The organism is Reella acinonychis (genome assembly GCF_052828705.1).
Genome location: NZ_CM128256.1, coordinates 1873822 through 1899192, shown reverse-complemented (window position 1 = coordinate 1899192; position 25371 = coordinate 1873822). Strand labels below are relative to the sequence as shown.

The 25371-nt window shown below is 39.4% G+C and carries 23 protein-coding genes and 5 tRNA genes; 14 read left to right on the top strand and 14 right to left on the bottom strand.

The window, feature by feature from the left end; translation table 11 throughout:
* Window positions 1-159: 159 nt before the first annotated feature.
* Window positions 160-1410, top strand: coding sequence for an ATP-dependent RNA helicase RhlB (gene rhlB, locus ACUXZ4_RS09295; RefSeq protein ID WP_464972918.1), 1251 nt, complete (start codon window positions 160-162; stop codon window positions 1408-1410).
* A 28-nt stretch (window positions 1411-1438) separates the two neighbouring features.
* Here the strand turns inward: rhlB and ACUXZ4_RS09290 are convergent, their stop codons facing one another.
* A complete protein-coding gene (locus ACUXZ4_RS09290; RefSeq protein ID WP_464972917.1) occupies window positions 1439-2332 on the bottom strand; it encodes a DMT family transporter in 894 nt (297 codons plus the stop codon).
* Between the two features lie 84 nt (window positions 2333-2416).
* A tRNA-Ser gene (locus tag ACUXZ4_RS09285) sits at window positions 2417-2506 on the bottom strand.
* Between the two features lie 191 nt (window positions 2507-2697).
* Here ACUXZ4_RS09285 and dauA point away from each other — a divergent pair.
* The 8 genes from dauA to hisIE all read left to right on the top strand — a co-directional run bounded on the left by dauA (window position 2698) and on the right by hisIE (window position 10111).
* Complete coding sequence (gene dauA, locus ACUXZ4_RS09280; protein WP_464972916.1) at window positions 2698-4443, top strand: C4-dicarboxylic acid transporter DauA; 1746 nt, start codon at window positions 2698-2700, stop codon at window positions 4441-4443.
* A gap of 113 nt (window positions 4444-4556) precedes the next feature.
* Entirely contained in the window at window positions 4557-5648 is a 1092-nt protein-coding gene (gene hisB / locus ACUXZ4_RS09275) for a bifunctional histidinol-phosphatase/imidazoleglycerol-phosphate dehydratase HisB (protein ID WP_464972915.1), read from the top strand.
* Between the two features lie 83 nt (window positions 5649-5731).
* On the top strand, window positions 5732-6637 hold the full coding sequence (locus ACUXZ4_RS09270) for a DUF5655 domain-containing protein (RefSeq protein WP_464972914.1): 906 nt from the start codon (window positions 5732-5734) through the stop codon (window positions 6635-6637).
* A 12-nt stretch (window positions 6638-6649) separates the two neighbouring features.
* Complete coding sequence (hisH, locus tag ACUXZ4_RS09265) at window positions 6650-7243, top strand: imidazole glycerol phosphate synthase subunit HisH (RefSeq protein ID WP_464972913.1); 594 nt, start codon at window positions 6650-6652, stop codon at window positions 7241-7243.
* Window positions 7243-7920 carry an MOSC domain-containing protein gene (locus ACUXZ4_RS09260; protein WP_464972912.1) on the top strand — a complete coding sequence of 226 codons (678 nt, stop codon included), beginning with the start codon at window positions 7243-7245 and terminating at the stop codon, window positions 7918-7920. Before hisH ends, ACUXZ4_RS09260 begins: the two co-directional genes overlap by 1 nt.
* 39 nt (window positions 7921-7959) lie before the next feature.
* Window positions 7960-8709: a 1-(5-phosphoribosyl)-5-[(5-phosphoribosylamino)methylideneamino]imidazole-4-carboxamide isomerase gene (gene hisA, locus ACUXZ4_RS09255; protein ID WP_464972911.1), complete on the top strand. Its 750-nt coding sequence runs from the start codon at window positions 7960-7962 to the stop codon at window positions 8707-8709.
* Entirely contained in the window at window positions 8691-9464 is a 774-nt protein-coding gene (gene hisF / locus ACUXZ4_RS09250; protein WP_464972910.1) for an imidazole glycerol phosphate synthase subunit HisF, read from the top strand. The genes hisA and hisF overlap by 19 nt, the downstream gene beginning before the upstream one ends.
* Entirely contained in the window at window positions 9461-10111 is a 651-nt protein-coding gene (gene hisIE, locus ACUXZ4_RS09245) for a bifunctional phosphoribosyl-AMP cyclohydrolase/phosphoribosyl-ATP diphosphatase HisIE (protein ID WP_464972909.1), read from the top strand. Before hisF ends, hisIE begins: the two co-directional genes overlap by 4 nt.
* Window positions 10112-10150: 39 nt before the next feature.
* On the opposite strand, the gene brnQ is transcribed toward hisIE, so the two are convergent.
* The 5 genes from brnQ to ACUXZ4_RS09220 form a co-directional block, all read right to left on the bottom strand.
* Complete coding sequence (gene brnQ / locus ACUXZ4_RS09240; RefSeq protein WP_464972908.1) at window positions 10151-11446, bottom strand: branched-chain amino acid transport system II carrier protein; 1296 nt, start codon at window positions 11444-11446, stop codon at window positions 10151-10153.
* 37 nt (window positions 11447-11483) lie between these two features.
* Window positions 11484-12260, bottom strand: a complete 777-nt coding sequence (locus ACUXZ4_RS09235) for a glycosyltransferase family 32 protein (protein ID WP_464972907.1) — start codon at window positions 12258-12260, stop codon at window positions 11484-11486.
* A gap of 89 nt (window positions 12261-12349) precedes the next feature.
* Window positions 12350-12425: transfer RNA gene (locus ACUXZ4_RS09230), tRNA-Val, on the bottom strand.
* Window positions 12426-12466: 41 nt separating this feature from the next.
* Window positions 12467-12542 (bottom strand) — tRNA-Val (locus ACUXZ4_RS09225).
* Window positions 12543-12599: 57 nt separating this feature from the next.
* A tRNA-Val gene (locus tag ACUXZ4_RS09220) sits at window positions 12600-12675 on the bottom strand.
* Window positions 12676-12858: 183 nt separating this feature from the next.
* Between ACUXZ4_RS09220 and gltX the strand changes: the two genes are divergently transcribed.
* Window positions 12859-14298: a glutamate--tRNA ligase gene (gene gltX, locus ACUXZ4_RS09215; protein WP_464972906.1), complete on the top strand. Its 1440-nt coding sequence runs from the start codon at window positions 12859-12861 to the stop codon at window positions 14296-14298.
* A 92-nt stretch (window positions 14299-14390) separates the two neighbouring features.
* A tRNA-Ala gene (locus ACUXZ4_RS09210) sits at window positions 14391-14466 on the top strand.
* Between the two features lie 23 nt (window positions 14467-14489).
* Here the strand turns inward: ACUXZ4_RS09210 and ACUXZ4_RS09205 are convergent.
* Entirely contained in the window at window positions 14490-14720 is a 231-nt protein-coding gene (locus ACUXZ4_RS09205; RefSeq protein WP_464974028.1) for a tyrosine-type recombinase/integrase, read from the bottom strand.
* A gap of 322 nt (window positions 14721-15042) precedes the next feature.
* Here ACUXZ4_RS09205 and ACUXZ4_RS09200 point away from each other — a divergent pair, with 322 nt between their 5' ends.
* From ACUXZ4_RS09200 to ACUXZ4_RS09190, 3 genes are all read left to right on the top strand, one after another.
* Window positions 15043-15255, top strand: a complete 213-nt coding sequence (locus tag ACUXZ4_RS09200) for a hypothetical protein (RefSeq protein WP_464972905.1) — start codon at window positions 15043-15045, stop codon at window positions 15253-15255.
* 11 nt (window positions 15256-15266) lie between these two features.
* Entirely contained in the window at window positions 15267-15539 is a 273-nt protein-coding gene (locus ACUXZ4_RS09195) for a DUF2213 domain-containing protein (protein ID WP_464972904.1), read from the top strand.
* Window positions 15540-15817: 278 nt separating this feature from the next.
* Window positions 15818-17047 carry a pyridoxal-phosphate-dependent aminotransferase family protein gene (locus tag ACUXZ4_RS09190; protein WP_464972903.1) on the top strand — a complete coding sequence of 410 codons (1230 nt, stop codon included), beginning with the start codon at window positions 15818-15820 and terminating at the stop codon, window positions 17045-17047.
* 63 nt (window positions 17048-17110) lie between these two features.
* Here ACUXZ4_RS09190 and ACUXZ4_RS09185 read toward each other — a convergent pair whose 3' ends face one another.
* The 6 genes from ACUXZ4_RS09185 to allD form a co-directional block, all read right to left on the bottom strand.
* On the bottom strand, window positions 17111-18346 hold the full coding sequence (locus ACUXZ4_RS09185) for a M20 family metallo-hydrolase (RefSeq protein WP_464972902.1): 1236 nt from the start codon (window positions 18344-18346) through the stop codon (window positions 17111-17113).
* 9 nt (window positions 18347-18355) lie between these two features.
* On the bottom strand, window positions 18356-18553 hold the full coding sequence (locus tag ACUXZ4_RS09180) for a hypothetical protein (protein WP_464972901.1): 198 nt from the start codon (window positions 18551-18553) through the stop codon (window positions 18356-18358).
* A 9-nt stretch (window positions 18554-18562) separates the two neighbouring features.
* The gene (locus tag ACUXZ4_RS09175; RefSeq protein ID WP_464972900.1) at window positions 18563-20167 is read right to left on the bottom strand and encodes an L-lactate permease; all 1605 of its coding nucleotides are present in this window, start codon (window positions 20165-20167) and stop codon (window positions 18563-18565) included.
* 109 nt (window positions 20168-20276) lie between these two features.
* Window positions 20277-21212, bottom strand: coding sequence for a carbamate kinase (gene arcC / locus ACUXZ4_RS09170; protein WP_464972899.1), 936 nt, complete (start codon window positions 21210-21212; stop codon window positions 20277-20279).
* Window positions 21213-21227: 15 nt separating this feature from the next.
* Window positions 21228-24254, bottom strand: a complete 3027-nt coding sequence (locus ACUXZ4_RS09165; protein ID WP_464972898.1) for a bifunctional FdrA/YlbE family protein — start codon at window positions 24252-24254, stop codon at window positions 21228-21230.
* A gap of 67 nt (window positions 24255-24321) precedes the next feature.
* On the bottom strand, window positions 24322-25371 hold the full coding sequence (gene allD / locus ACUXZ4_RS09160) for an ureidoglycolate dehydrogenase (RefSeq protein ID WP_464972897.1): 1050 nt from the start codon (window positions 25369-25371) through the stop codon (window positions 24322-24324).

Below are 25371 nucleotides of genomic sequence, written 5' to 3'. Positions count from 1 at the left end.
TAGACGTTGACTTGTGGTCTTTAGAATGGGCGTAAAGTTACCATTAATCCAAGGCTTTGTCTAGTTTTTGCTTGAAAAACCTTATAAAGTGCGGTGGATTTTTGGAAATTTTTCAGATTATGGTATGCTAAGCTGAATTTTATTAATAATGATCAATATATGAGCAATAACCATTTATCTCAGCAACGTTTTGCTGATCTTCCGCTTAATCCCAAAGTTTTATCTGCCTTACAAAGCAAAGGCTTTGAATATTGCACGCCGATTCAAGCGCTTTCCTTACCTATTTCTTTGCAAGGAAAAGATGTAGCGGGGCAAGCGCAAACTGGCACAGGGAAAACGATGGCGTTTTTAACGGCAACTTTTCATCATTTATTAGAGTATCCTCGTCCATTTGCCCATAATCAACCGCGCGCCTTAATTTTAGCGCCTACGCGAGAACTGGCGGTGCAAATTGCAAAAGATGCGGACATGCTCGTAAAAACAACGGGATTACGCACCGCACTTGCTTATGGTGGCGATGGTTATGATAAACAAATTAAAGCTATTGAGGCGGGTGTTGATATTCTTATTGGCACCACAGGGCGTGTGATTGATTATGTTAAGCAAAATGTGATTAATTTAAATGCGATTCAAGTTGTGGTGTTAGACGAAGCGGATCGCATGTTTGATTTAGGCTTTATCAAGGATATTCGTTATTTACTACGCAAATCGCCAAGTCCACAACAGCGCTTAACTATGCTATTTTCCGCTACTTTATCTTATAAAGTGCGAGAGCTTGCTTTTGAGGATATGAATGATCCTGAATATGTGGAAATTGAGCCTTTGCAAAAAACAGGGCACCGCATTAAAGAAGAATTATTTTACCCCTCCAATCAAGATAAAATGGCATTATTGCTGACATTATTGGAAGAAGAATGGCCAGAACGTTGCATTGTATTTGCTAATACGAAACATAAATGCGAAGAAATTTGGGGATATTTAGCTGCAGATGGACATCGTGTCGGCTTATTGACTGGCGATGTGGCTCAGAAAAAACGTCTTGCGTTATTGAAGCAATTCACTGATGGTGATCTTGATATTTTGGTTGCTACGGATGTTGCGGCACGAGGGTTACATATCTCAGACGTAACACATGTTTTTAACTATGATTTACCGGATGATCGTGAAGACTATGTACATCGTATTGGACGTACAGGGCGAGCTGGCGAAAGTGGTGTTTCCATTAGCTTTGCTTGTGAGCAATACGCGATGAATTTACCTGCTATTGAAGAATATATTGGTCATAGTATTCCGGTAAGCCAATATGATCCGAATGCATTAATAGATGAATTACCGAAACCAATGCGATTAAAAAACACCAATTTACACGCACAACGAACAACGCGTAAACCTTTTAAAAAAGCATATTAATTCAATTATCGAGGCGCAATTTGCGCCTTTAATTTTTTCTGCGTAGCGCCAGAATACAGCCTAAAACTACAATGATTGCGCCAATAGCTTGGCTGAAATTGATGGTTTCGCCTAATGTAAAATAGCCAATAACTGCGGTGGATAATGGCACAATTAATTGAATCAAATTAAACACAACAACGCCCTGTTTTTGCACAATATAGAACGCCATTAACATTCCCGTTAACATACCGTAAATACCCGCTAATGCTAAGCCAAAGAGTAAATTCAATTCAATATGTTGAAGTTGTGTGATTTTCCCTGTATAGCAAGCCAAGCTTAAATAGAGAATCCCAGATAGAGTAGCTGTAGAAGCACTAATCACAATGGCGTGCAATTTTTGTGCCACTTTTTTAACGATAAGATTTTGAATCGATTGGATAAAAATAGCGATAAATAAGAAAAAGGCACCTATTAAAAAATGGTCACTACCACTTGACTTATCACTATATAAAACGAACATTAAGGAACCAATAATCGCTAATAAACTGCCTAGGTAGAAATGTTTTTGTGTCGCTTTTGCTCTTTCATCAGGGAAGAAAATCGCCGCCATAATAACAGCCAGAGGCATAGCTAATATGCCAAAAATACTGCCAGCAAGTGCCGAAGTATATTGTAATCCCTTGATAAAGAAGTACATATTTACTGTCATAAATATGGCAAGGACAAGTAAATAAACCAGAAGCTGAGGCTCTGCGATAATTTTTTGTACTTCTGTTCTATATTTAATGGCACAAATTAAAATAAATAACAAACCTCCAGAAATAAAACGCACTGCATTATTATTTAGCGTTTCAAAGTGTAAACTCATAAAACGCATAATAGGAAATCCAAATCCCATCAATAATACATAGAGAATACGCGTGATTAATTCATTGTTCATTTCTATCGAAGAAAAGGTTGGTTAGCATTCAATAATGATACAAGAACTGTGATGAAAAGGAATAAAAAGTTGAAAAACTAAGGATGGCGGTGAGAGGGGGATTCGAACCCCCGATGCAGTTTCCCACATACACGCTTTCCAGGCGTGCTCCTTCAACCACTCGGACATCTCACCAACTTGATAAATGTATTGTACAATTTATCGACAATTGCTTTCCAGTTTGGAAAGTGGGCGTGATTATAAGAATTAACTTGCTTTTCGTCTAGTCTTTTTTCTATTTAATTGCGAAAACGCAAAGTATTTTGCCAAAATTCTATTTAAAATAACCGCACTTTTGTTTTCTAAGATCGATTTGAGTTATTGATATGTTAAATAAATGGTTTTTGACCAAACATGCTTTACTTGCTGTAAAACCTTTTAGCGCGTTGAAAGACAGTTTCCGTTTAGGTTATAGCAAGCAGCATTTGTTAAAAGATATTATTTCTGGTTTAACCGTTGGGATGATTGCCATTCCGCTTTCTATGGCTTTGGCCATTGCAAGTGGTGTTGCGCCCCAACATGGTTTATATACTGCGATTATTGCGGGCATTGTGATTGCATTGACGGGCGGTTCTCGTTTTAATATTTCAGGACCAACTGCCGCTTTTGTGGTGATTTTATATCCCGTTACCCAGCAGTTTGGTTTAAGCGGTTTGTTGATGGCGACCTTATTATCAGGATTGATCTTGGTTTTAATGGCGTTTTGCCGTTTAGGTCGTTTGATTGAATACATTCCTTTGCCCGTAACGCTAGGCTTCACTTGCGGTATTGGCATTACGATTGCTACTTTGCAGATTAAAGATTTCTTCGGCTTGCAAATTGAACAAATGCCAGCGCATTTCCTCGACAAAATTCAAGTGATTTTCACTGCACTTCCGACTGCAAACTGGGCTGATACCTTAGTTGGTGTAGTGACTTTAGTTGTGTTGTCGCAATGGTATCGTTTACGTTTGCCTTTTCCGGGTCATTTACCTGCGGTGATGATAGGCACTTTGCTTTCTTTATTGTTAATTCAGTTCGACTATTCAGTGCAGACAATTGGTTCTGCCTTTCAATATGCATTGCCTGATGGAAGTATAGGTCAGGGGATTCCCAATATTTTGCCTGAATTTGTGTTGCCTTGGACTTTGCTTGATGCCCAAGGGCATACATTGTCGTGGGATTTTGAAACCTTACGCGCGCTATTGCCAGCGGCTTTTTCTATGGCAATGTTAGGCGCAATTGAATCTTTATTATGTGCGGTGGTGTTGGATAATATGACTAACACAAAGCACCATTCAAATAATGAATTATTAGCACAAGGTTTAGGGAATATTATTGCACCGTTCTTTGGGGGGATTACCGCGACAGCAGCGATTGCACGTTCTGCAGCGAATGTTAAATCAGGGGCAGTTTCGCCTATTTCAAGTGTGGTGCATGGTCTTTTAGTGCTTTGTGCCTTGCTTTTCTTTGCAGGAATTTTGTCCTATTTGCCTCTTGCTTCCATGGCAGCATTGCTCTTTATGGTGGCATGGAATATGCTTGATTTACATAACATTATTTCCCTTGTGCGTCGTTCGGGTAAAAATGAAATCGCGGTGTTAATTACCTGTATTTTATTAACAGTGATTTTTGATATGGTGATTGCTATTACCGTTGGTGTGTTATTAGCGAGTTTGTTGTTTATCCGAACAATTGCGGAAATGACCAAGTCTATTGAACAATCTCATCCGGCAGATTTAGATGATGTCTTAGTGTATCGCATTAGCGGACCGCTATTCTTTGCTGCGGCAGATAATGTGTTTGCGGAGCTGCATGATAAAACTGTGCATACAGATCATGAAATTAAACATATTGTCTTACAATGCGATACGGTCACTGTGTTAGACACTGGGGGAATTCATGCTTTAACGCGTTTTGTACAGCATATGTTGCCTCATCAACAACTCTATATGTGCAATATGCAATTTCAGCCTTTGCGCATGATTGTCAAATCAAATGCTGTACCAGAATTGAAAAAAATTAATTTTAGTTCTGATCTTGAAGATGTTTATCACAAAATTCGCCATTTCCAACAGGTTTCAACCAATTAATAGTTGAATTTTAATCATTTTATTGCTAAAAAGTAAACGATTGCCTAGGTAAATGCCTAGGCAAAGTTTTCAGAATCTCGCCCAAAATCCACCGCACTTTTTTCGCAATGGAGATGATTATGCAACCAACCCTTTTTATCGACCGTGACGGCACTTTAATTGACGAACCGAAGACGGATTTTCAAATCGACAGCTTAGAAAAATTGCAATTTGAACCGAATGTGATCCCCGCATTGTTGAAACTCAAACCCTTTTACCGCTTTGTGATGGTCAGTAACCAAGATGGCTTGGGCACGCCATCTTTTCCGCAAGAAGATTTTGACAAACCGCACAATGCGATGATGGCATTATTTAAGTCACAGGGCATTGAGTTTGACGAAGTGTTAATTTGCCCACACAAACCCGAAGACGAGTGCGATTGCCGTAAGCCGAAAATCAAATTATTGAAAAAATACATTGATAAAAAATTGTTCGATCCTGACACCAGTTTTGTGATTGGCGATCGTGCCACTGATGTGCAACTGGCAGAAAATCTCGGCATTCGAGCCTTGCAATACGACCGAGAAAAACTTAACTGGGATCTGATTGCGGAAAAATTATTGCCAAAACAGACCGCACTTTTAGACCGTAAACCACGCTATGCGGAAGTGGTTCGCACCACCAAAGAAACGGACATTAAAGTGCAAGTGTGGCTAGACGAAACAGGGATGAATGACATCAAAACGGGGGTGGGCTTTTTCGATCATATGCTCGATCAAATCGCTACCCACGGCGGTTTTAGAATGAATGTGTACTGCAAAGGCGATTTGTGGATCGACGAACACCACACCGTGGAAGACACCGCCCTTGCCCTCGGCACTGCATTAAAACAAGCCCTCGGCGACAAACGGGGCATTCAACGCTTCGGCTTTGTGTTGCCGATGGACGAGTGCAAAGCAGAATGCACAATGGATTTATCGGGTCGCCCCTATTTCAAATTCAAAGCCAAATTTAAACGTGAAAAAGTGGGCGATTTCAGCACCGAAATGACGGAGCATTTTTTCCAATCACTCGCCTACACGCTCATGGCAACGCTACACCTGAAAACTAAAGGCGACAACGACCACCACAAAATCGAAAGCCTGTTTAAAGTGTTTGGACGGACGTTGAGACAGTGTATTAAAGTGGAAGGGAATGAATTGCCGAGTTCGAAAGGGGTGTTGTAACGATTATGTTTACATAACAAAGAGCGGTTGGATTTTGCTATTTTTTTGCGAAATGTAACCGATTGAAAATAAGGAGATAAAGAATGCAGATTTTCCATAAAAATAAAACGCATTTAACGAGTTTAACTGAAATTCCATTTAAATTAGAGCGAGATATACAACGTTTATTGGAAAATAATCTCACACTTACCACGGGATTAGTGTTGGTGAAATCTGAATTTTCCGTACAAAATCAACGAATTGATACGCTGGCGTTTGATCCTGAAAATAATGCCTTTGTGATTATTGAATATAAACGAAATCATAATTACAGTGTATTTGATCAAGGCGTGAGTTATTTAAATACGCTATTAAAACATAAAGCAGATTTTGTGCTGGAATATAATGAACAATTAGGTCGAAACCTGAGAAAGAACGAGGTGGATTGGTCTCAAAGCAAAGTGGTGTTTGTTGCACCTGTTTTTAACCAAACACAGAAACAAGCCGTTGATTTTAAAGATCTGAATATTGAACTTTGGGAAATAAAACAATTTGAAAAAGACATTATTGTGATCAACGGATTAAAAAAATCTGCTTATCAACCAAGTATTAAATATGCAGATGAAAAACAGAATGAAAATTTATCTGAAATCACCAAAATAATTAAAACCTACAGTGAAGAAGATCATTTAGCAGGTAAATCTGACGAAATCATAGAGCTTTATCAAGCCTTTAAATTGGCATTGTTAAACTTAAGCCCAGAAATTAGTTGTACTGCTAAAAAATTATATGTTTCATTTAAATTAAATCGCACAATTGCGGATATTGAAATTCAGAAATCAGGTTTGAAAATTGGGATCAATTTAAGAAAAGGACAACTTGATGATCCTAAAAATTTAACGAAAGATGTTTCTCAATTAGGGCATTGGGGAAATGGGGATTATCAAATTATTGTGAAAGATACTCAACATTTGGAATATATAATGAGCCTGATTAAACAAGCCCTATAAATAGGAAAATAAATGACCAACTTAATCATCATCAACACAGGCTGTGCAAACCTGTCATCTGTAAAATTTGCATTCGACCGTTTGGGCGTTCAGGCGGAAATTAGCCGTGATTTAGACCAAATTCAGTCCGCCGATAAGCTGATTTTACCCGGTGTGGGTACAGCGAGTGCGGCGATGAAAAATCTGGCGGAGTTAGGGTTAATCGACACCATTCGTAACCTGAAACAGCCTGTGTTAGGCATCTGTTTGGGTATGCAGCTGATGACTGAGTATTCCGAAGAAGGCAATGTGGAGCTACTGAAATTGATGTCGGGCAGAACAGAAAAACTGCCTGTGTGCGATTTGCCGTTGCCACATATGGGCTGGAATAAGGTGCATTATGCCGCCGATCACCCGTTATTTTCAGGCATTGAGCAAGATAGCTATTTCTATTTTGTGCATAGCTACGGTGTATTGCCCAATCCGCACACCGTCGCCACCTGCGATTACGGCGTGCCATTTTCCGCAGTCATTCAGCATAACAACTTCTACGGCGTACAATTCCACCCCGAGCGTTCTGGCAAGGCTGGAGAAAAGTTGTTGCGGAATTTTGTGGAGAATATTTAGTGCAGGCTGAAATTTTAGTGATCAAAATCGGCGGAATTGAAACTTTAACCTTTAACGACGGATCTATGTTAGAAACTGCCATACGCAAAAAGCCGGTGCCAATGGTAAAAGTGAATCAACTTGGTGCTGAAGGTAATGACGTGAGCTTAAAAGCGCATCATGGTGGCATAGATAAGGCATTATTTTTTATGTCCGATAAATCTTTCCAAAAATTAACCGCACTTATTGGCAAAGAATTTGATTATCAAGGCATTGCTACTTATGGGGAAAATTTTATTGTGTCTGGTTGGGATGAAAATAATGTTTGCGTAGGAGATCGTTATCAAATTGGCACTGCAATTGTGGAAGTTTCCCAGCCTCGTAAGCCTTGCGATCGCTTATCGAAAAATACAGGCAATAAAGATACCCATCATATTGTGCGACATTCAGGGTTATCTGGCTGGTATGTGCGAGTCATCAAAGAAGGGGTGATTCACGTTAAAGATTCAGTGCAACGGATTCAATGCCCTTATCCACAATTAACGATTCATCATTTAAATAGGCTACTTGCGAGTTCTGCAGAAGATCTCACGCAAGAGGTATTAGAAGCTGCAATCTGCTGTGATGCCTTAGCAGAGGCATTTAAACGCAGTTTGCGAAGTCAGTTACAACGGATTGCGAAAGTGCAAAAACCGTGATTTTTAACCGCACTTTTAACATAAATAATAGGAAACACTATGCAAACCTCTCAAATTATCCCTGCCCTTGATCTGATTGACGGTCAAGTGGTGCGTCTTTATCAAGGCGATTACGGCCAGAAAACCCTTTATTCCGACAACCCCATTGCACAATTTCAAGAGTATGTGGCACAGGGGGCGAAGCAGTTACACTTGGTGGATCTCACGGGGGCGAAAGATCCGAATAAACGCCAAACCCAACTGATTGGGGAGATGATTCGTGGGGTGAATTGCCCAGTTCAAGTGGGCGGTGGCATTCGTTGCGAGCAAGATGTGGCGGATTTATTGGCGGTGGGGGCAAATCGTGTGGTGATTGGTTCCACTGCGGTCAAACAGCCTGAAATGCTGAAAGGTTGGTTTAACAAATACGGTGCGGAAAAATTTGTGCTGGCATTAGATGTGAATATCAATGCACAAGGTGAAAAACACATTGCCATCAGTGGCTGGCAAGAAACTAGCTCCGTGACTTTAGAGCAAGTACTACAATCTTTCGAAACCGTCGGCTTACAACACGTTTTATGTACCGACATTTCCAAAGACGGCACTTTACAAGGCTCGAATGTGGCGTTGTATCAAGAAATATGCATCCAATTCCCAACCATTCAGTTCCAATCATCAGGCGGCATCGGCTCGCTTTCGGATATTCAAGCCTTAAAAGGCTCTGGCGTGGCTGGCGTGATTGTGGGGCGAGCATTGTTAGAAGGCAAATTTAACGTAGCGGAGGCGATCGAATGTTGGCAAAACGGATAATTCCTTGCTTAGACGTGCGAGACGGACAAGTAGTTAAAGGCGTGCAATTTCGCAATCACGAAATTATCGGCGACATCGTACCGCTTGCGGCACGTTATGCCCAAGAGGGGGCGGATGAACTGGTGTTCTACGATATTACGGCGTCCTCTGACGGCAGAACCATTGATAAAAGCTGGGTGGAACGTGTAGCACAAGTGATCGATATTCCATTCTGTGTGGCAGGCGGCATTAAAAGCGTGGAAGATGCGGAAAAATTGTTCGCTTTTGGGGCAGATAAAATCTCGATCAATTCCCCTGCCCTTGCGGATCCGAATTTAATCAATCGCTTAGCAGATCGCTTTGGCGTGCAAGCTATCGTGGTGGGCATAGATAGTTGGTTTGAAAAAGAAACAGGCAAATATTGGGTCAATCAATATACAGGCGATGAAAGCCGCACTCGCCAAACCAACTGGCAATTACTTGACTGGGTGGAAGAAGTGCAACGTCGTGGTGCGGGCGAAATTGTTCTGAATATGATGAACCAAGACGGCGTTCGTCAAGGCTACGACATCGCCCAATTAAAGCTCGTGCGTGAAGTGTGCAAGTTACCATTGATTGCCTCGGGTGGCGCAGGAGAAATGGTGCATTTCAGAGATGCTTTTGCTGAAGCTAATGTGGATGGCGCGTTAGCTGCTAGCGTGTTCCATAAACGGATCATTGATATTGGTGAATTAAAAGTCTACTTAAAACAAGAAAATATTGAGGTGAGATTGTGATACAACTAACCCAAATCAACTGGCAAAAAGTGGATAATTTACTGCCTGTGATTATTCAAAATGCAAGTACTTGCGAAGTGTTAATGCTGGGTTATATGAACCAAGAAGCCCTTGAAAAAACCGTAGCGGAAAAACGTGTGACCTTTTTTTCTCGCACCAAAAAACGCTTGTGGACGAAAGGCGAAACGTCGGGACATTTTTTAAACGTGGTGGATATGAGTCTGGATTGCGATAATGACACTTTGCTTATTTTAGCGAATCCCATTGGTGAAACTTGTCATACGGGAGCAGAAAGCTGTTTTCATCAATTTGAATATAATACTGAGCCTGATTGGATTTTCTTTAGTAAATTAGAACGCTTGATTGCAAATCGTAAAGGTGCAGATCCACAAAGTTCTTACACTGCAAAATTGTATGCTCAGGGAACAAAACGTATTGCACAAAAAGTGGGAGAAGAAGGGGTAGAAACAGTTTTAGCTGCAATGGCAAAGGATTCAGAAGAATTAGTTTCGGAGGCTGCTGACTTACTTTATCATTTAGGTGTGCTATTGCATGATGCGGATTTAGGTTGGTCTGACGTCATCGAAAAATTAAAGTTACGTCATCAAGGCATTGGGTTGCATCCAGAGGGTTCCAATAAGAAGTAATAGATATAAAAAAGTGCGGTGAAATTCACCGCACTTTTTTTACTGTTCCGTTTTCTTAAATAATAAGGCTAGGATATAACCTAATACTAACCCACCCAGAGCGAATGGCGCCCATTCCATTGAATAATCTTTTAATGGTAGGCCTGACATCGATTCTAAACCTAACACAGACAGAATGGATACAACGGTTACTAATGCTACTGAAATGCGTTGAGCAAGTAGTGGTAGTTTGACAAATAAATTCACTAATAAAAGGAAAATAATCGTCATTGAAATTGGATAAAGGACTAATAAAACAGGAACTGATTTACTGATTACCGCCCCTAAACCTTGGTTTGCGATCGCAAAACTAATGATGATAAATAAGAATACATAAGTTTTGTACGCAATTTTAGGGAAAATTTCATTGAAATATTCGCTGACAGATACGGCAAGACCAACAGTAGTGGTTAGACAAGCTAAGGATACGATTAAGCCTAATACAATGCGACCAGCTTCACCAAAGAATTGGCGTGTTGCATCGTTTAGAATGTAAGTACCGATATTTTGTCCTTTTGCATTGAGGTCTGCTAGTGTTTCAGGTGTAATCGGTAAATTATTACCAATCCAACCTAATGCAACATAGATCAGCCCTAATGCAATAGCTGCTACGAATCCAGCAAGGATGGTTTCTTTGATTAACGCAGATTGTTGTTTTACTTTGGATTTGATCGCATTTAACACAATAACTGAGAATGCAAGAGAGGCGAGAGCATCCATGGTTAAATAACCTTCCAAGATACCATTCACAAAGTAGTTTTTACTTGTATCAATTTGTTGATGAACTGGATTATCTGAGAGTGTGAAGTAAGCTGAAATAACCAATGCCGCAATAGCGATTAGCAATGCAGGTGTGAGAATTGAGCCAATACGGTCAACCATTTTGGACGGATTTAAGCTTAACCATAGTGCGATAGAAAAATAAATAGCAGTGAAAATTAATAAAGATAAGCTACTTGATTCATCTAAAAACGGTACGATTGCCATTTCATAAGCGGTTGCGCCTGTACGTGGACCCGCAAAGAAAGGACCGATAGCAAGATAAATCACCATTAAAAAGATCACAGAAAACCAAGGATGAATACGATTTAATGCCTGTTTATAACCGCCTTCATAGAAAGAGGCGACGATAATACCTAATAATGGCAATCCAACGCCGGTAACCACAAAGCCTGAAATTGCAGACCAGAATTCTGTTCCACTGTCTAAGCCTAATTTCGGTGGGAAAATGAGGTTTCCTGCGCCAAAAAAGATAGCAAATAGCATAAAGCCAACAATAAAAGTGTTTTTATTCATTATTATTTTTTTCCTTGATGAAATAAAAAGTTAAAGTTTATTTGAGTAAGTCTTCATTTTTAGCATGATTCCATTTGCCACGTTTTTTATCCATATATTGAAAATATTCATTTGTGAAGGAGCCTTGAATACAAGTGAGTTTATCTGATCTTGTATTTACCGTTTTGCCTTCAAGGGCTCTATTTAAACAAACAGGGCCTGTTAATGTGAATACTCCTTGATCAACCCGACGTTGTTCAATGTTATCAATGATGATATCTAATGTATCCTGTAGAAATTGATTGCCTTTTTCCGAGGCTAAGAAGAAGTTGGTATATAAATTGCGACGAGTAATAACGACTTCGCTATCTTCAGGTTGAATAATATGAGATAAATTCCATACGATATGCCCGTCAATATCAAGGTAAACACCGCCTTCATTATATAGGGTGAAAATGCGCCAAAAATCTGCTTGTGCAGCACCATCTGTTAATTGGCTGTAGGCTTTGAATGTACGTTCATCCGCATGTGTTTTGATATATTCTTCGCGTTGTTCTGTACTGACATAACGATAATTATATTCAGGGGAAAGCAGTCTATTGACTAAGTAATTACAGTACACAGGCAAGGTAACAAGATTACTATAATTAGTTTGCCAAATAGTGCGGTTAATTTTTTGATTGTTTTGGGCTACTTTCCTTGCTGGACTAAATTCAGGAATAACAAAGCGCTTTTTAGGGAAAATAGCATGGAATGGGTAACTTAAGGTTTTGACGATATTGCCAGTCAAACGTAATAAAATGACAGATAGTTTAATAAGTATTGGACTATTCATAATAAATTTTTACAAAAATGAAAACCGGACATACTCTACCATTTTATTTGTTAAGAATAAAATAGAATTAATCATTTAATTGATGAAAGTGGTGGGCGATACCGGTCTCGAACCAGTGACCCCCTCCTTGTAAGGGAGGTGCTCTCCCAACTGAGCTAATCGCCCTACGATACAGTATTAACTGTTTGTAGATTGGGTTGTTTAAGTGGTGGGCGATACCGGTCTCGAACCAGTGACCCCCTCCTTGTAAGGGAGGTGCTCTCCCAACTGAGCTAATCGCCCACTTAAACAATAGGAGAACACATAAACGAGGACAAGATACTTATCAATGTTGAAAAGTGGTGGGCGATACCGGTCTCGAACCAGTGACCCCCTCCTTGTAAGGGAGGTGCTCTCCCAACTGAGCTAATCGCCCTTGTCATCGCTGTTTGCGTTGTGGAGTGCATTATAATTATTCTTCTCTTTCAGTCAACTTATTTTTGCAAAAATAAACTTGATTGGTCTAAAAATAAGCATAAAAAGGAAAATTTAGTTAAGAAAAAGCAGAAAAAAAGGTACAATGGAGCACAATTTTTTGTGATAGAGAAAAGGTTATCCGATGAAAATCGATGCATTATTTAATTTAGATCCTAATGTTAAAGTTCGTACGCGTTTTGCACCTAGCCCAACAGGTTATTTACATGTGGGAGGCGCGAGAACAGCCTTATATTCTTGGTTATATGCAAAACATAATCAAGGCGAATTTGTGTTACGTATTGAAGATACAGATTTAGAACGTTCCACGCCAGAAGCGACACAAGCTATTTTAGAAGGAATGGAATGGTTAAATTTAGCTTGGGAACATGGCCCTTATTTCCAAACCAAACGTTTCGATCGTTATAATCAAGTGATTGATCAAATGATTGAGCAAGGTTTGGCTTATCGTTGTTATTGTTCAAAAGAACGCTTAGAAGAACTACGTCATACACAAGAACAAAATAAAGAAAAACCACGCTATGATCGCCATTGTTTACATCATCATGATCATACGCCAGACCAACCTCATGTTGTACGTTTTAAAAATCCAACAGAAGGTTCAGTTGTATTTGATGATGCGGTGCGTGGTCGAATTGAAATCAGTAATAGCGAATTAGATGATTTAATTATTCGCCGTACAGATGGTTCTCCTACTTATAATTTCTGTGTAGTGGTGGATGACTGGGATATGGGCATTACGCATGTGGTGCGTGGCGAAGATCACATTAATAACACTCCTCGTCAAATTAATATCTTAAAAGCACTTGGTGCGCCGATTCCTGAATATGCTCATGTGTCTATGATTAATGGTGATGATGGTCAGAAATTATCTAAACGTCATGGTGCAGTAAGTGTGATGCAATATCGTGATGATGGTTATTTACCTGAAGCATTAATTAATTATTTAGTGCGTCTAGGCTGGGGGCATGGCGACCAAGAAATTTTCTCACGTGAAGAAATGATTGAATTATTTGATATTCATTCAGTAAGTAAGTCAGCGAGTGCATTTAATACGGATAAATTGCAATGGTTGAACCAACATTATATCCGTACGTTGCCAGCAAGCCATGTAGCCAAATATCTTGACTGGCATATGAAAGACCAAGGCATTGATTATAGCCAAGGGCCTTCATTAGAAGAGATTATTCCTGTTTTAGGTGAACGAGCTAAAACCTTGAAAGAACTTGCGGCTCAAAGTCGTTATTTTTATGAAGAATTTAGTGGTTACGATGAAAAAGCGGCAGCTAAAAATTTCAAAGTGGAAGCGGCTGAACCATTAGCAAAATTATTAGAAAAATTAACCGCACTTTCTGATTGGTCTGTGGAAAATATTCATGATGCGATGAATCAAACTGCCGCTGATCTTGAAATTGGTATGGGTAAAGTGGGCATGCCTTTCCGTTTGGCTGTCACTGGTTCAGGGCAATCACCATCAATGGATATTACTGCTAAATTAGTGGGTAAAACACGCACTTTAGCACGTATTGAAAAAGCCATTGCATTTATTAAAGCGCAAGCCTAAGCAAAAGTGCGGTAATTTTCACCGCACTTTTATGTCGGCTAAATAATTACTTGACAGCTAATTTTGCTGAATTTATTATAGCCAACGCAAACGGGGATATAGCTCAGTTGGGAGAGCGCTTGAATGGCATTCAAGAGGTCGTCGGTTCGATCCCGATTATCTCCACCAAATTTATTAGCCTTATCAATCAGTTAGTGATTGGTAAGGCTTTCTTGTTTTTGGTGTTGTGCCAATTTTGTGCCAAATAATTGCACATTGTCAGCATAAGTTTTGAGGTGTTTAGATGATAAGTGAGCATATTTGCGGACGGTGTCTGCCTTGCTCCATCCTCCAAGCTCTTGTAACACATATAAAGGCGTGTCAGACATTACGTGTCTTGTAGCCCAAGTGTGCCGCAAGTCGTGAAAGCGGAAGTTTTCAATTCCGGCTCTTTTTAATGCCGATCTAAATTCCCTTTTTGTTTTCTTAGATTGGATTAATCTAATTAAATTCTGATCTATCTCAATTAATTTCTTATCACCAAGATATTTACCCAGTCAATGTAGGCCATATATCATCACAAAATAAAAGCTGATGCTCTATCCTTATAAATTTATCATCCATAGTAAACGAAGCAAAAAATTCACAAACTCAGTTTGCTTAAAATTGAGAAGGAAGTATTATTTAAATCAAATATTCAATTTTGCATACTTGAGCGTAAATAGGTGAACAATGAAATCCACATTACGATGGAGGAAATTTAAAATGCCAGATCTTATAAACCCTTATGCAGATCTAGGGAGACCACTAACTAAGATAGAGGTTGTTGAAGGGTGGTTATGGGAACTGAAACATAATCCTGCAACTGAAGCTGTAATGTATCGAATCAGAAAACGTTACGGTCAAGATTGCACAACAAAGGAACAAGGTCTTGCCAAACTTGAACAAGAACTTGAAAAACTTAAAAAAGAGGAATAAGGAACCCAAAAATGACAATGCGATACGATCGCCTTGAATTTAAGGCAAAGAAAGATCAAAACGGGTTTATTCGTGATACCCCTGTTCTAACAAGAACGGGGGTTTTTATTTATCAGCAACCTGATGGCACATCAAGACGTGAATATCGTCCACCTGATGAGGTGTTTAAAGCGGACAGTTTGAATGCGTTTAAGGGCATTCCGATTACCGATGAACATCATGGCAAAATTAGTGGTAATACAACCCAAACCATTATATTTAATGGCTCAAATCAAAAAGAATGAAGAGGTAGGTGGTTGTATTTTATAGTTTTTGAAAAATCCATCAAATATAGCATTCAAGAGGTCGTCGGTTCGATCCCGATTATCTCCACCAAATCTTCTTTTAAGCTCCAAAATTTGGAGCTTTATTTTTTATATAAAAAATAAAGCTTTTCATTGTATTTTATTTAAATATAGCAAAATTATTTGTGTTTTCTTTTATAAAATATTGTGAAAAGCTGGCTGTTTATCTATTATTTCTGACCTAATTTAAACATTTGATGTATTCATGGAGAATTGCAATGCAATTTAGAGAAATTAATCCTTCCCCTCGTTTATTAATGTGTCCTGGTCCAACAGATGCTGATCCGCGCGTATTACGTGCGATGTCTGCTCCAATTTTAGGACAGTTTGATCCTGAGTTTACTTCTTTAATGAATGAAACCATGGAAATGGAACGTCGCTTATTCCAAACTAAAAATGAGCAAACCTATATTGTTGATACGACTTCTCGTGGTGGTATTGAAACTGTTTTAACTGCGGCAATTTGCCCTGGTGATAAAGTACTTATTCCTGCTTTTGGTCGTTTTGGTTATTTATTAAATGAAATTCTATCTCGTAGTGGTGCAGAAATTGTGTTACTTGAGAGAGAATGGGGAACTGTTTTTGAGCCAGAAGAAATCGAAGCGGAATTGAAAAAAGGTGGCTATAAAGCCGTTGCGATTATTCATGGTGAAACCTCAACATCAATGATGCAGCCATTAGATGAAATTGGCAAAATCTGTAAACAATATGATGCGATGTTGTTAGTGGATACTGTTGCAACACTTGGTGGTGTTGATATTCGTGTTGATGAGTGGGGAATTGATGCTTGTATCGCTGGTACACAAAAATGTATTTCTGCGCCTTCAGGCTCAGCCTTAATTACTTATAATAAACGCATTGAAGATATTATTGCCAAACGTAAACGCGTAGAGAAAGGTATTCGTGCAGAGTCTGATGTAGATGGTTTATTACCACCAATTCCAAGTAACTATTTGGATTTAGCCCAGTTACAAGACTATTGGAGTCCACGTCGTTTAAATCACCATACAGAAGCTACAAGCAACCAATATGGTGTGCACGAAGCATTACGTTGCATCCTTATGGAAGGATTAGAAAATCGTTTTGCTCGTCATATTTTGAACGATAAAGCGCTTTGTGCTGGTTTAGAAGCAATGGGACTATCTATTTTTGGTGATAGAAAACATAAAGCGCCAGTTGTGACTGCATTTAATATTCCACAAGGCGTATCAGGCCCTGCATTAAGAAGTGATTTATTAAATGACTTTGGTATTGAATTGGCAACTTCATTTGGTCCGTTAGATGGTAAAGTTATCCGTATTGGTAATATGGGTTATTCAAGTCAGAAACGTAACGTGTTGTTAACCTTAGGTGCATTAGAAGCCGTATTATTACAACATGGCGTCAAATTACCTGCCGGTGATGCGGTTGCAGCTGCATTAGCTGTTTATAAAGAAGCGGGTAAATAATTTATTCCATATAAATAAAAAAACTGCGGTAGAAAATGCCGCAGTTTTTTTATTATGTGCTATTTATTCATCTAATAATGCTTCAGCAAGTTCCAATTGTAATACGGCTGCTTTGGCAAAATAATGATATTCTGTAAATTCTACTGGCGTATGGCTGCGTCCATCTTTACTTGGTACGAAAATCATCACGGTTGGAATTTTCTGACCAATTTCTAATGAGTCATGACCTGCGCCACTTGGTAAACGTTTATAGCTGAAATGATGTGTTTTTGTTGAGTTTTCTAAAATGTTTAGCATTTTTTCAGAAAGCGCAACAGGTTGAATAATCAACTTGGTTTCTTTATCAAATTTAGAGCCAATTTTACTGGTTTCTTCAATGAGCGCCGCTTCAATTTTTGCAGCAATATCTTCAATGTTTGCCATATTTAATGAACGCACATCAACACTGAATTCGACTTTTTCTGCCACGATATTAATGCCACCTGGTTCCACATTCATAAAGCCTACAGTAGCAACGGTACCATCGCCTTTTTCACGTGCCCAATCTGGAATTTTTGAAATTACTTTGGTTGCAGCATCCACTGCGTCTAAACGCATATCCATTGGTGTTGTACCCGCGTGATCTGCACGGCCATAAACGGTAAACATATAACGGTGTAAACCAACAATACCAGTGACTAAGCCAATTTCAAGGCCTAAAGTATCTAACACTGGACCTTGCTCAATATGTGTTTCAATGAAGTGACCAATTGAGCCGTCAGCCCATTTTGCATTTTCAATTTTTTCTGGATTTAATCCATAAGATTTCATTGCATCGTAGATCGAAATATTGTCTTTATCTTTGAATTTACGGCAATATTCAGGTGTACGCAGACCTAACATTGCGCCTGAACCGAAATAACCAGTGCCAAAACGCATTCCTTCTTCATCATTGAAACCAGCTACAACAAAGTTGCGTTTAAATTTTTTGCCAGTTTGTTTTAATAAACGTGCAGTTTCTAAAGCAACGATAACGCCAGCGATACCATCGTAGTTACCACCATGTAGCACGCTGTCGTAATGTGAACCTGACATTACGCAAGGTAAGTTGGCATCTTCACCAGCTAAGGTACCAAAAATATTACCCGCTTCATCTTCATGTACAGTTAAACCTGCTTCAACCATTAAATCTCTTAAATAATTCACCGCACTTCTTGCTTCTTTAGAGAACGGAAGGCGAGTGCAACCATTGCCGGGCGTAGCGGTAAATTGTTTTAAATGTTCTAAATTTTGCGTAATGCGTTGTGTAATTTTTTCCATGATTATGTCCTATTTTTTCTTTTTACTTAGGATAAATACATCAATTGGTGAATAGAGCATTGCGGCAACCATTAATGTAAAACCAATATAAATTAAACCATTGCTCACTTGTGATATGCCGAGCATGATACAAGCAAAAGCAATCATAATTACAATAAAAGCAAGCGTCATTTTTCCAGCTTTTGTTTTAAAAAAAGAATTTTCCATTCGCTCACCTTATAACGAAGCAAAGTAAGAAACAATACCAATTAATAGGGTTGGTAAAAGAGTAATGAAAATAATGGTTTTTAATACATCCCCTTCTTTACCTAAAATATTGGCGGTTGTTGTACCTAAAATGATTTTACTTGGGCTAATAGCGCTACCAATTGCACCACCTGTTGTTTGTGCGCCAAGGATAGCTGCCGAGTTCGCATTGAGTAATTTAGCGGTTGTCATTTGGAAGTCACCAAATAGAATATTCGAACTCATGTTGCTCCCCGTCATAAATGATCCTAGCAAACCAATAAATGGCGCTAAAATTACATAGGTTTTGCCAAGAACAGCGGCCATGCCATCAGCAAGAACTGCGGTTTGTCCTGTTCCGCCCATGATTTTGGACATAATGACTAATCCCACAACCGCAATGCCTGAAGGCATGGTCATGGCTATTGATTTTGCAAAAATGGTTTTGGTGCCACCTTTTGCGATCCAACCTTTGCTTTGGTAGTAGAATAAGCCAATGATCGAAGAAATGAACAAGAACATGCTTGCATGTGTAAAGAGCGCGATAGGGGAGTAAGAGCTATAAGCTTTATTGACAAATCCATATCCAGTCACAGTTTCAGGGAAAGCAAAACCAATCTTAAATTGTGATAAGAACTGATTGACTGGGGAGATGACAAGAATTCCCAAAGTCAACACTGATAAAACAATATAAGGAATGAAAGCTTGAAGTAAACTCATATTTGGTAAGCTTTCATTGCTTGAGGTCGTTTTACTTCTATCCATAATTGGACTATCTTCAATTCGCCAAACATCCTTATACATTTTCATTTTGCTCATAAAGATGATAGCAATAATTGAAATACAAGCAGGAATAAAGGCGGCAATGGTTGTATTAATTTGGCTAAGGATTAGCTCGCCACCACCTTGAATAGTCGCAATGATGAGGGTAGCGATAAGCCCTTTTTTCAATGCTTTACCTCGACCATAGAACCAAGAGATCGCTAGGCCTGTTACCACAATCCACATCCAAAGGAATGCTGAAGTCCAAAGTGCGGTTAAAAAATAATGAGAACTGCCCACTTCAATGCCTGCTGATCCTGCAAGTGCATCCCAAGCTGCCGCCAGAGTACCAAATGTGTTCCCCCAAGCTTGTCCTAATAAAGGTAATACGACGGCCCATAATGGACGAACACCGATTCCGATCAACAACGGGGCGCCTACGGCAACGGGCACACCAAAACCAGTGATCCCTTGTAGGAAACTTTCAAAAATCCATCCCATTGTCATGACAAGTAATAATTCATTTGGGAATAATTTACTCATGCCTTCGCGGATCACTAAGAATGCGCGAGCGCCTTCACTCACTTGGTACATTAATACTGCGGTCCAAACAATGAGTAAAATCACAATTGCATACCAAATACCTTTAGCAGATTCAATTGCGATCAAAGAAATGTCGGCTTTATAGAAAAATAAGCCGGTAAATATAGCGATAAGCAATCCAACTGGTGCGGCTTCTGTTGCACCCCATTTGAATTTCACCATCAAAATGACTAATGCGATAATTGGCAAAAATGCCATGATCCACATGAAAAAATTAACTGGAATTTCCATTTTTACACCTTAAGAAAGCCGAAAACAGAGAATAGAACGAGATTTCTCTTCTGACCCTTAAATTGATTATAAGGTAGAAGTGGGCTTTATAGCCCACTTTTAACCCAAACTAAGAGTGAATGACAGTACCGGTTTCCCCTGCAATACCTTCTGCTGCTTTATCCAATAACGTAATTAATGCTTTGCGCCCTTTGCCGCTTTCTGCAAATCGCAATGCTGCCTCAACTTTTGGTAACATTGAGCCTTTGGCAAATTGTTCTTCGGCAATATATTGACGAGCTTGTTCTGTACTTAAATCTGATAACCATTCTTGGTTTGGTTTACCAAAATTAATGGCGACTTTTTCCACCGCAGTTAAGATGACTAGATAATCAGCATTTAATTTTTCAGCCAATAATGCACTAGCATTATCTTTATCGATAACCGCATTAGTACCCACTAAGCGACCTTGCTCATCAGAAATAACAGGGATACCGCCACCACCACAAGTGATCACGATATGACCCGCATTAACAAGAGTTCTAATGGTTTCTAATTCGCGAATACGTTTTGGTTTTGGAGATGGAACCACGATACGATAACCACGTCCTGCATCTTCCATGCAACGAATACCTTTTGCTTCCAACACACCAGCTTCTTCTTTCGTCATAAAACGACCAATTGGTTTGTCTGGATTTTGGAAAGCTTGATCGGCAGGATCGACTTCAACTTGCGATAAGATGGTGCTGACTTTTTGATCAACGAGACCGCGTTTTACTAATTCGTATTTGATCGCATTTTGTAAATCAATGCCAATGTATCCTTGGCTCATCGCTACACTAGTAGGTAAAGGGATTTCATCGCCAGTACTTTTTGCAAAGTCATCCATTGCACGTTGAATCATACCTACTTGAGGGCCATTACCATGGGTAATAACAATATTTTTACCCTGTAATAAAATATCAACAATCACCTGTGCAGTTTTAGCAACAGCTTCACGTTGTTCTTTTAAATTGTTGCCAAGGGCGTTTCCACCCAAGGCAAGTACAATAGTTTCTTTTGTCATTTATTTCAATCCTTATTATGCGTCAAAACCTAATTTCTTCGCATAAGCGAGAATCGCTTTCTCAAAACAAGCAGCAGGTGGACGAACTGTACCTGCACCAATTTGACCAAAGCCAGCCACTTTATGTGCAATACCTGTGTTGATTACTGGTGTAATACCTTTTTCAACAACAAGGCGAGCGTCGATACCCAAACAAGCACCTTGGAAGTTCCAGTTTGGCACAATGTAATTTGGGTTACGATCGATACAGATTTCCATCATATCGTTACTGGTACGTAATGCATCTTCATAACCACCCGCACCAACAAAACGTGTTACCGCTGGTGCGGCAATCATTGCCATACCACCAACGCCCATGGTTTCTGTAATTGCTGAGTCACCAATATCAGGGCAAGCGTCTTCACCGTCATAACCTGTGAAGTATAAACCTTGAGGGGTATTAACAGGACCTACAAACCACTCATCGCCCATACCTGCAATACGGATACCAAAATGTACACCATTACGACACATAGCTGTAACAATGGTACCCTCTGTTAATGTTCTGGCGCCATCCATGATTGCTTTACCTGTTGCCATCATGATATTTAGGAAGAACTGATCGGTATCAGCTAAGAATTTCATGACAGAATAACGATCTTCTTCGCTGAGATCTTTCATGTCTGTAATAATTGGAGCGACTTCTTTAAAGAACGCTAAAGAAGCAGCGATATTACGTTGGTGGAATTCATCGCCCATTGCGATTGCTTTAGCAACTAAAGGATTAACCGCTAAACCATTTTCCATTGAACGAATGGCTTTACCTAATGTTGGACCTAATACATCACGCATCCATTCAAGGCGTTTCACTACTTCATCAGAGTAGGCACCGAAGCGTAATACCTTACCGATACCTTCATTCATTGTACAGTAAGCAAAATTACCATCAGTTGCATTTTCAACCACCCAAACTGGCATATTAGCCGTTGTGATACCACCCATTGGACCCACTGCACGTACATGGTGGCAAGGAATGAATTTGATTTCGCCTGATTCCAATAATTGACGCGCTGAAGCTTCATCTTCGGCCCATTTTTCAAATAACACTGCACCTACACAAGAGCCTTGTACGGTATTTGGCATATCTTTATATTGAATTGGTGGTCCCGCGTGTAAAATGACTTTGCCTTCATTTAATTCTTTAATAACAGTTTTTGCAGGCACATTATCACGAATGATAGGTGCAGCAGCCACAACTTTAGCAATCACTTTACGGTTTGCTTCATCAATATCAAAGCCTTCGTAATTTCTTAAGAAGTTTAATACTTTGATTAACTGTACGTTTCCTCCAGCAGGTGGTGTCCAGTCATATTGCACCACATCGCAGCCAAATTTTTCAGCCACTTCAGCAAAACTTTTCAAACCAATATTGATGATGGTTGGTTTTTCTGACAGTAAACGAAGTAATTGTGCTGAAGGTTGATGTTTTTCTGTTGGTAAAACAGTTTTCGCTTTTACCGGTTTAACTTGTTCTACAAAATCTAAACCAATGGCGTTCATTGCAACTTTTACGGCGATTTTGTTTGTTTCACAGACAATCACACCCGCATCAGTTAATTTCTGTACTGCAGCATCATAGCTTTGGAAATCTTTGCGTGTGCCACATACTGTTGCTACAAAGAATACTTTACGATTTTCTGCTTCGGCTTTTGCTTTTAATGTGTTAATGGTTGGAATGAGCGCGCTTGCCATATCTTCATGTGAGCCATAACCTAATACCACATCAAATAAGATCGCACCAGTTGTGGCATCATCAACAGCTTCTTGCATACATTCAATACGTTTTGCAGGGTCGATCATTGGGTGAGGTTTACCCTGTGTATACACGTCGTCCCCTAAGTCCACTACAATATGGCCATCTTGTTTGAACATAAATCCATCTGCTTTGGCGCCTGAACCACTAATTGCTAATCCATCTTTTAATAGCATTGCCGCTTCGCCAGCTAAGGTTCCGCCAGAGTAGTAAGCTTTTAAGGTTTTGCCATCTGCTTTGTTGTAGAATTGGCTTGCGTCAACAGAAAAGTGCGGTACATTTTCTAATGATTTTTCGATATTTTCACCACGAACAAGTGCCACAGCTAAACGCGCAGCTTCATCTAATGTATAAGCATGGTAGAACCCTTCTTCATGGAATTCAGGTTTTTCGCCTAAGAACAAGGTAATCACAGGTTTGCTGAAATTACTTAAACGTGCTGAAATTTTCTCGCGTACTGCTTTTGCTGGTGGTTTAGAAATAACAATTAATACTTTCACGTTGTCATTTTGTTCCATGCCTTCAATGGCATCCAACATGGTCACGCCGCCGATATCTTCATAAAGGTCACGACCACCCGTACCAATTGCATTTTCTACACCTTCGCCTAAACGGTCGATGATTGTAGTTAGTTCTTGAATACCTGTACCTGAAGCACCGATAATACCGATTGAACCTGGGGTTACACTATTGGTGAAAGCTACTGGTACACCTTGGATAATGCCCGTACCGCAGTCAGGACCCATCACAACTAAGCCTTTTTCATGTGCTTTTTGTTTTAAGTGACATTCATCTTCAACACTCACGTTATCACTAAACATAAAGACGTTTAAGCCTTCATCTAAGGCACGTTCTGCTTCTAATGCAGCATAAGCACCAGGAATAGAGATAACAGCTAGGTTTGCTTCTGGTAATTTTGTTAATGCTTTATCCCAAGATTTTACGGATTCTGCACCAGCTTTAGCTGAGCTTGCTTGTGCTTTTTGTTTGAGGAATTTTTCGACTTCTTCCATAATCACATCAAGCAATTCTTCTTTTTCAATATCTGCAACCACCACCATATCATTGGCACTTGCTTCTAATAATTCAGGTGTGTCTAATCCACTTTGTGCAAAAATATCTTTATTCGCTGGTGTTGCCATCATAATAGACACTTTTTTCACGCCTTCTAAGCCTGAAATGGCGTTAGTTAATAGCATGAGAACAACGGAATCATGATAGCTTCCTTTTTTTACAACAGTCTTCAACATATTGTTCTTTTCCTTGTATTAATAGAGGGTGTATTTGGTACACCCTTTAATGAGATTATGTAGTTGATTAGTCTGCAAATCGGTTTTTGTGATCATAACGATCAAAGTGAATATCATCGCTAATTAAATATTCATAAACTGAATCTGCAATATCAATACCGCCTGTTGCATATTGTTCTTCTTTACGAATTTCTGCTCGTTCACCTGGATAGTAAACACGATCAAAACCATCGGCTGGTTTCATACCAACTAATTCATTAATTGATTGTGTCATATTTTTACGGAATTCTTCAGTACCACAGAAACGAGCTGGATCAATAACAATATGCATTTGGCCTAATCGACGACCTTCAGATAAATCGTGATACATTGATGAAACATGTTTACCAAATGGGACACCTAATAAAATACCAGAGAAAACATCCACCATCATCATTAAACCGTAACCTTTAGCACCAGAAATTGGTACTAATGCATTTACTTTATGCGGATCTGTCACTGGGTTACCATTCACATCTACAGCCCAAGTGTCAGGAATACTTTGACCACGAGAACGTTTATCTAAAATTTTGCCCCAAGCTTGAACTGTTGTAGCCATATCAAATACCACATTGCGTTCATCTGCTGGTGCGGCGAAAGAAATTGGGTTTGTACCATAATAAGGTTCAGAACCGCCGTATGGTACAGCCATTGGGTCAGATTGACAGAATGAAATAGCTAATAAGCCTTTTTGTGCAGCCATTTCTGTGTAGTAGCCAATTGCACCACTGTGAGAAATGTTGCGGATACCTACAACGGCAATACCTGATTTTTGTGCCATTTCAATGGCTTTTTCCATCGCTTCTGTTGCAGCGACATAACCACAACCGTTATCGCCTTCAAAAATAGCTGAAGCAGGGCCAGTTTCTTTCCACTCAAATTTAGGATCGTGTGTGATACCACCTTTAAAGATACGCTCACAGTAGTATTCCATACGAACTGCACCATGAGAATGGTAACCGCGTTCATCAGACCAAGTTAAAATTTCTGCCGTAATGTCAGCATGTTTTTCATTTAAACCTGCTTTCATTAATTTATTCTTCATTAAACCTTTTAGTTCTTCTCTTGTTAATTTCAT

Bases quoted from the DNA above. Each gene is read 5' to 3' on its own strand.
- ACUXZ4_RS09165 (WP_464972898.1), bottom strand. From the start codon at position 24,254: ATGTTGAAGACTGTTGTAAAAAAAGGAAGCTATCATGATTCCGTTGTT.
- ACUXZ4_RS09235 (WP_464972907.1), bottom strand. From the start codon at position 12,260: ATGAATAGTCCAATACTTATTAAACTATCTGTCATTTTATTACGTTTG.
- rhlB (WP_464972918.1), top strand. From the start codon at position 160: ATGAGCAATAACCATTTATCTCAGCAACGTTTTGCTGATCTTCCGCTT.
- hisA (WP_464972911.1), top strand. From the start codon at position 7,960: ATGCAAACCTCTCAAATTATCCCTGCCCTTGATCTGATTGACGGTCAA.
- ACUXZ4_RS09175 (WP_464972900.1), bottom strand. From the start codon at position 20,167: ATGGAAATTCCAGTTAATTTTTTCATGTGGATCATGGCATTTTTGCCA.
- arcC (WP_464972899.1), bottom strand. From the start codon at position 21,212: ATGACAAAAGAAACTATTGTACTTGCCTTGGGTGGAAACGCCCTTGGC.
- dauA (WP_464972916.1), top strand. From the start codon at position 2,698: ATGTTAAATAAATGGTTTTTGACCAAACATGCTTTACTTGCTGTAAAA.
- ACUXZ4_RS09180 (WP_464972901.1), bottom strand. From the start codon at position 18,553: ATGGAAAATTCTTTTTTTAAAACAAAAGCTGGAAAAATGACGCTTGCT.
- hisF (WP_464972910.1), top strand. From the start codon at position 8,691: ATGTTGGCAAAACGGATAATTCCTTGCTTAGACGTGCGAGACGGACAA.
- brnQ (WP_464972908.1), bottom strand. From the start codon at position 11,446: ATGAATAAAAACACTTTTATTGTTGGCTTTATGCTATTTGCTATCTTT.
- ACUXZ4_RS09290 (WP_464972917.1), bottom strand. From the start codon at position 2,332: ATGAACAATGAATTAATCACGCGTATTCTCTATGTATTATTGATGGGA.
- ACUXZ4_RS09195 (WP_464972904.1), top strand. From the start codon at position 15,267: ATGACAATGCGATACGATCGCCTTGAATTTAAGGCAAAGAAAGATCAA.
- ACUXZ4_RS09200 (WP_464972905.1), top strand. From the start codon at position 15,043: ATGCCAGATCTTATAAACCCTTATGCAGATCTAGGGAGACCACTAACT.
- ACUXZ4_RS09270 (WP_464972914.1), top strand. From the start codon at position 5,732: ATGCAGATTTTCCATAAAAATAAAACGCATTTAACGAGTTTAACTGAA.
- gltX (WP_464972906.1), top strand. From the start codon at position 12,859: ATGAAAATCGATGCATTATTTAATTTAGATCCTAATGTTAAAGTTCGT.
- ACUXZ4_RS09190 (WP_464972903.1), top strand. From the start codon at position 15,818: ATGCAATTTAGAGAAATTAATCCTTCCCCTCGTTTATTAATGTGTCCT.
- ACUXZ4_RS09185 (WP_464972902.1), bottom strand. From the start codon at position 18,346: ATGGAAAAAATTACACAACGCATTACGCAAAATTTAGAACATTTAAAA.
- hisH (WP_464972913.1), top strand. From the start codon at position 6,650: ATGACCAACTTAATCATCATCAACACAGGCTGTGCAAACCTGTCATCT.
- allD (WP_464972897.1), bottom strand. From the start codon at position 25,371: ATGAAATTAACAAGAGAAGAACTAAAAGGTTTAATGAAGAATAAATTA.
- hisB (WP_464972915.1), top strand. From the start codon at position 4,557: ATGATTATGCAACCAACCCTTTTTATCGACCGTGACGGCACTTTAATT.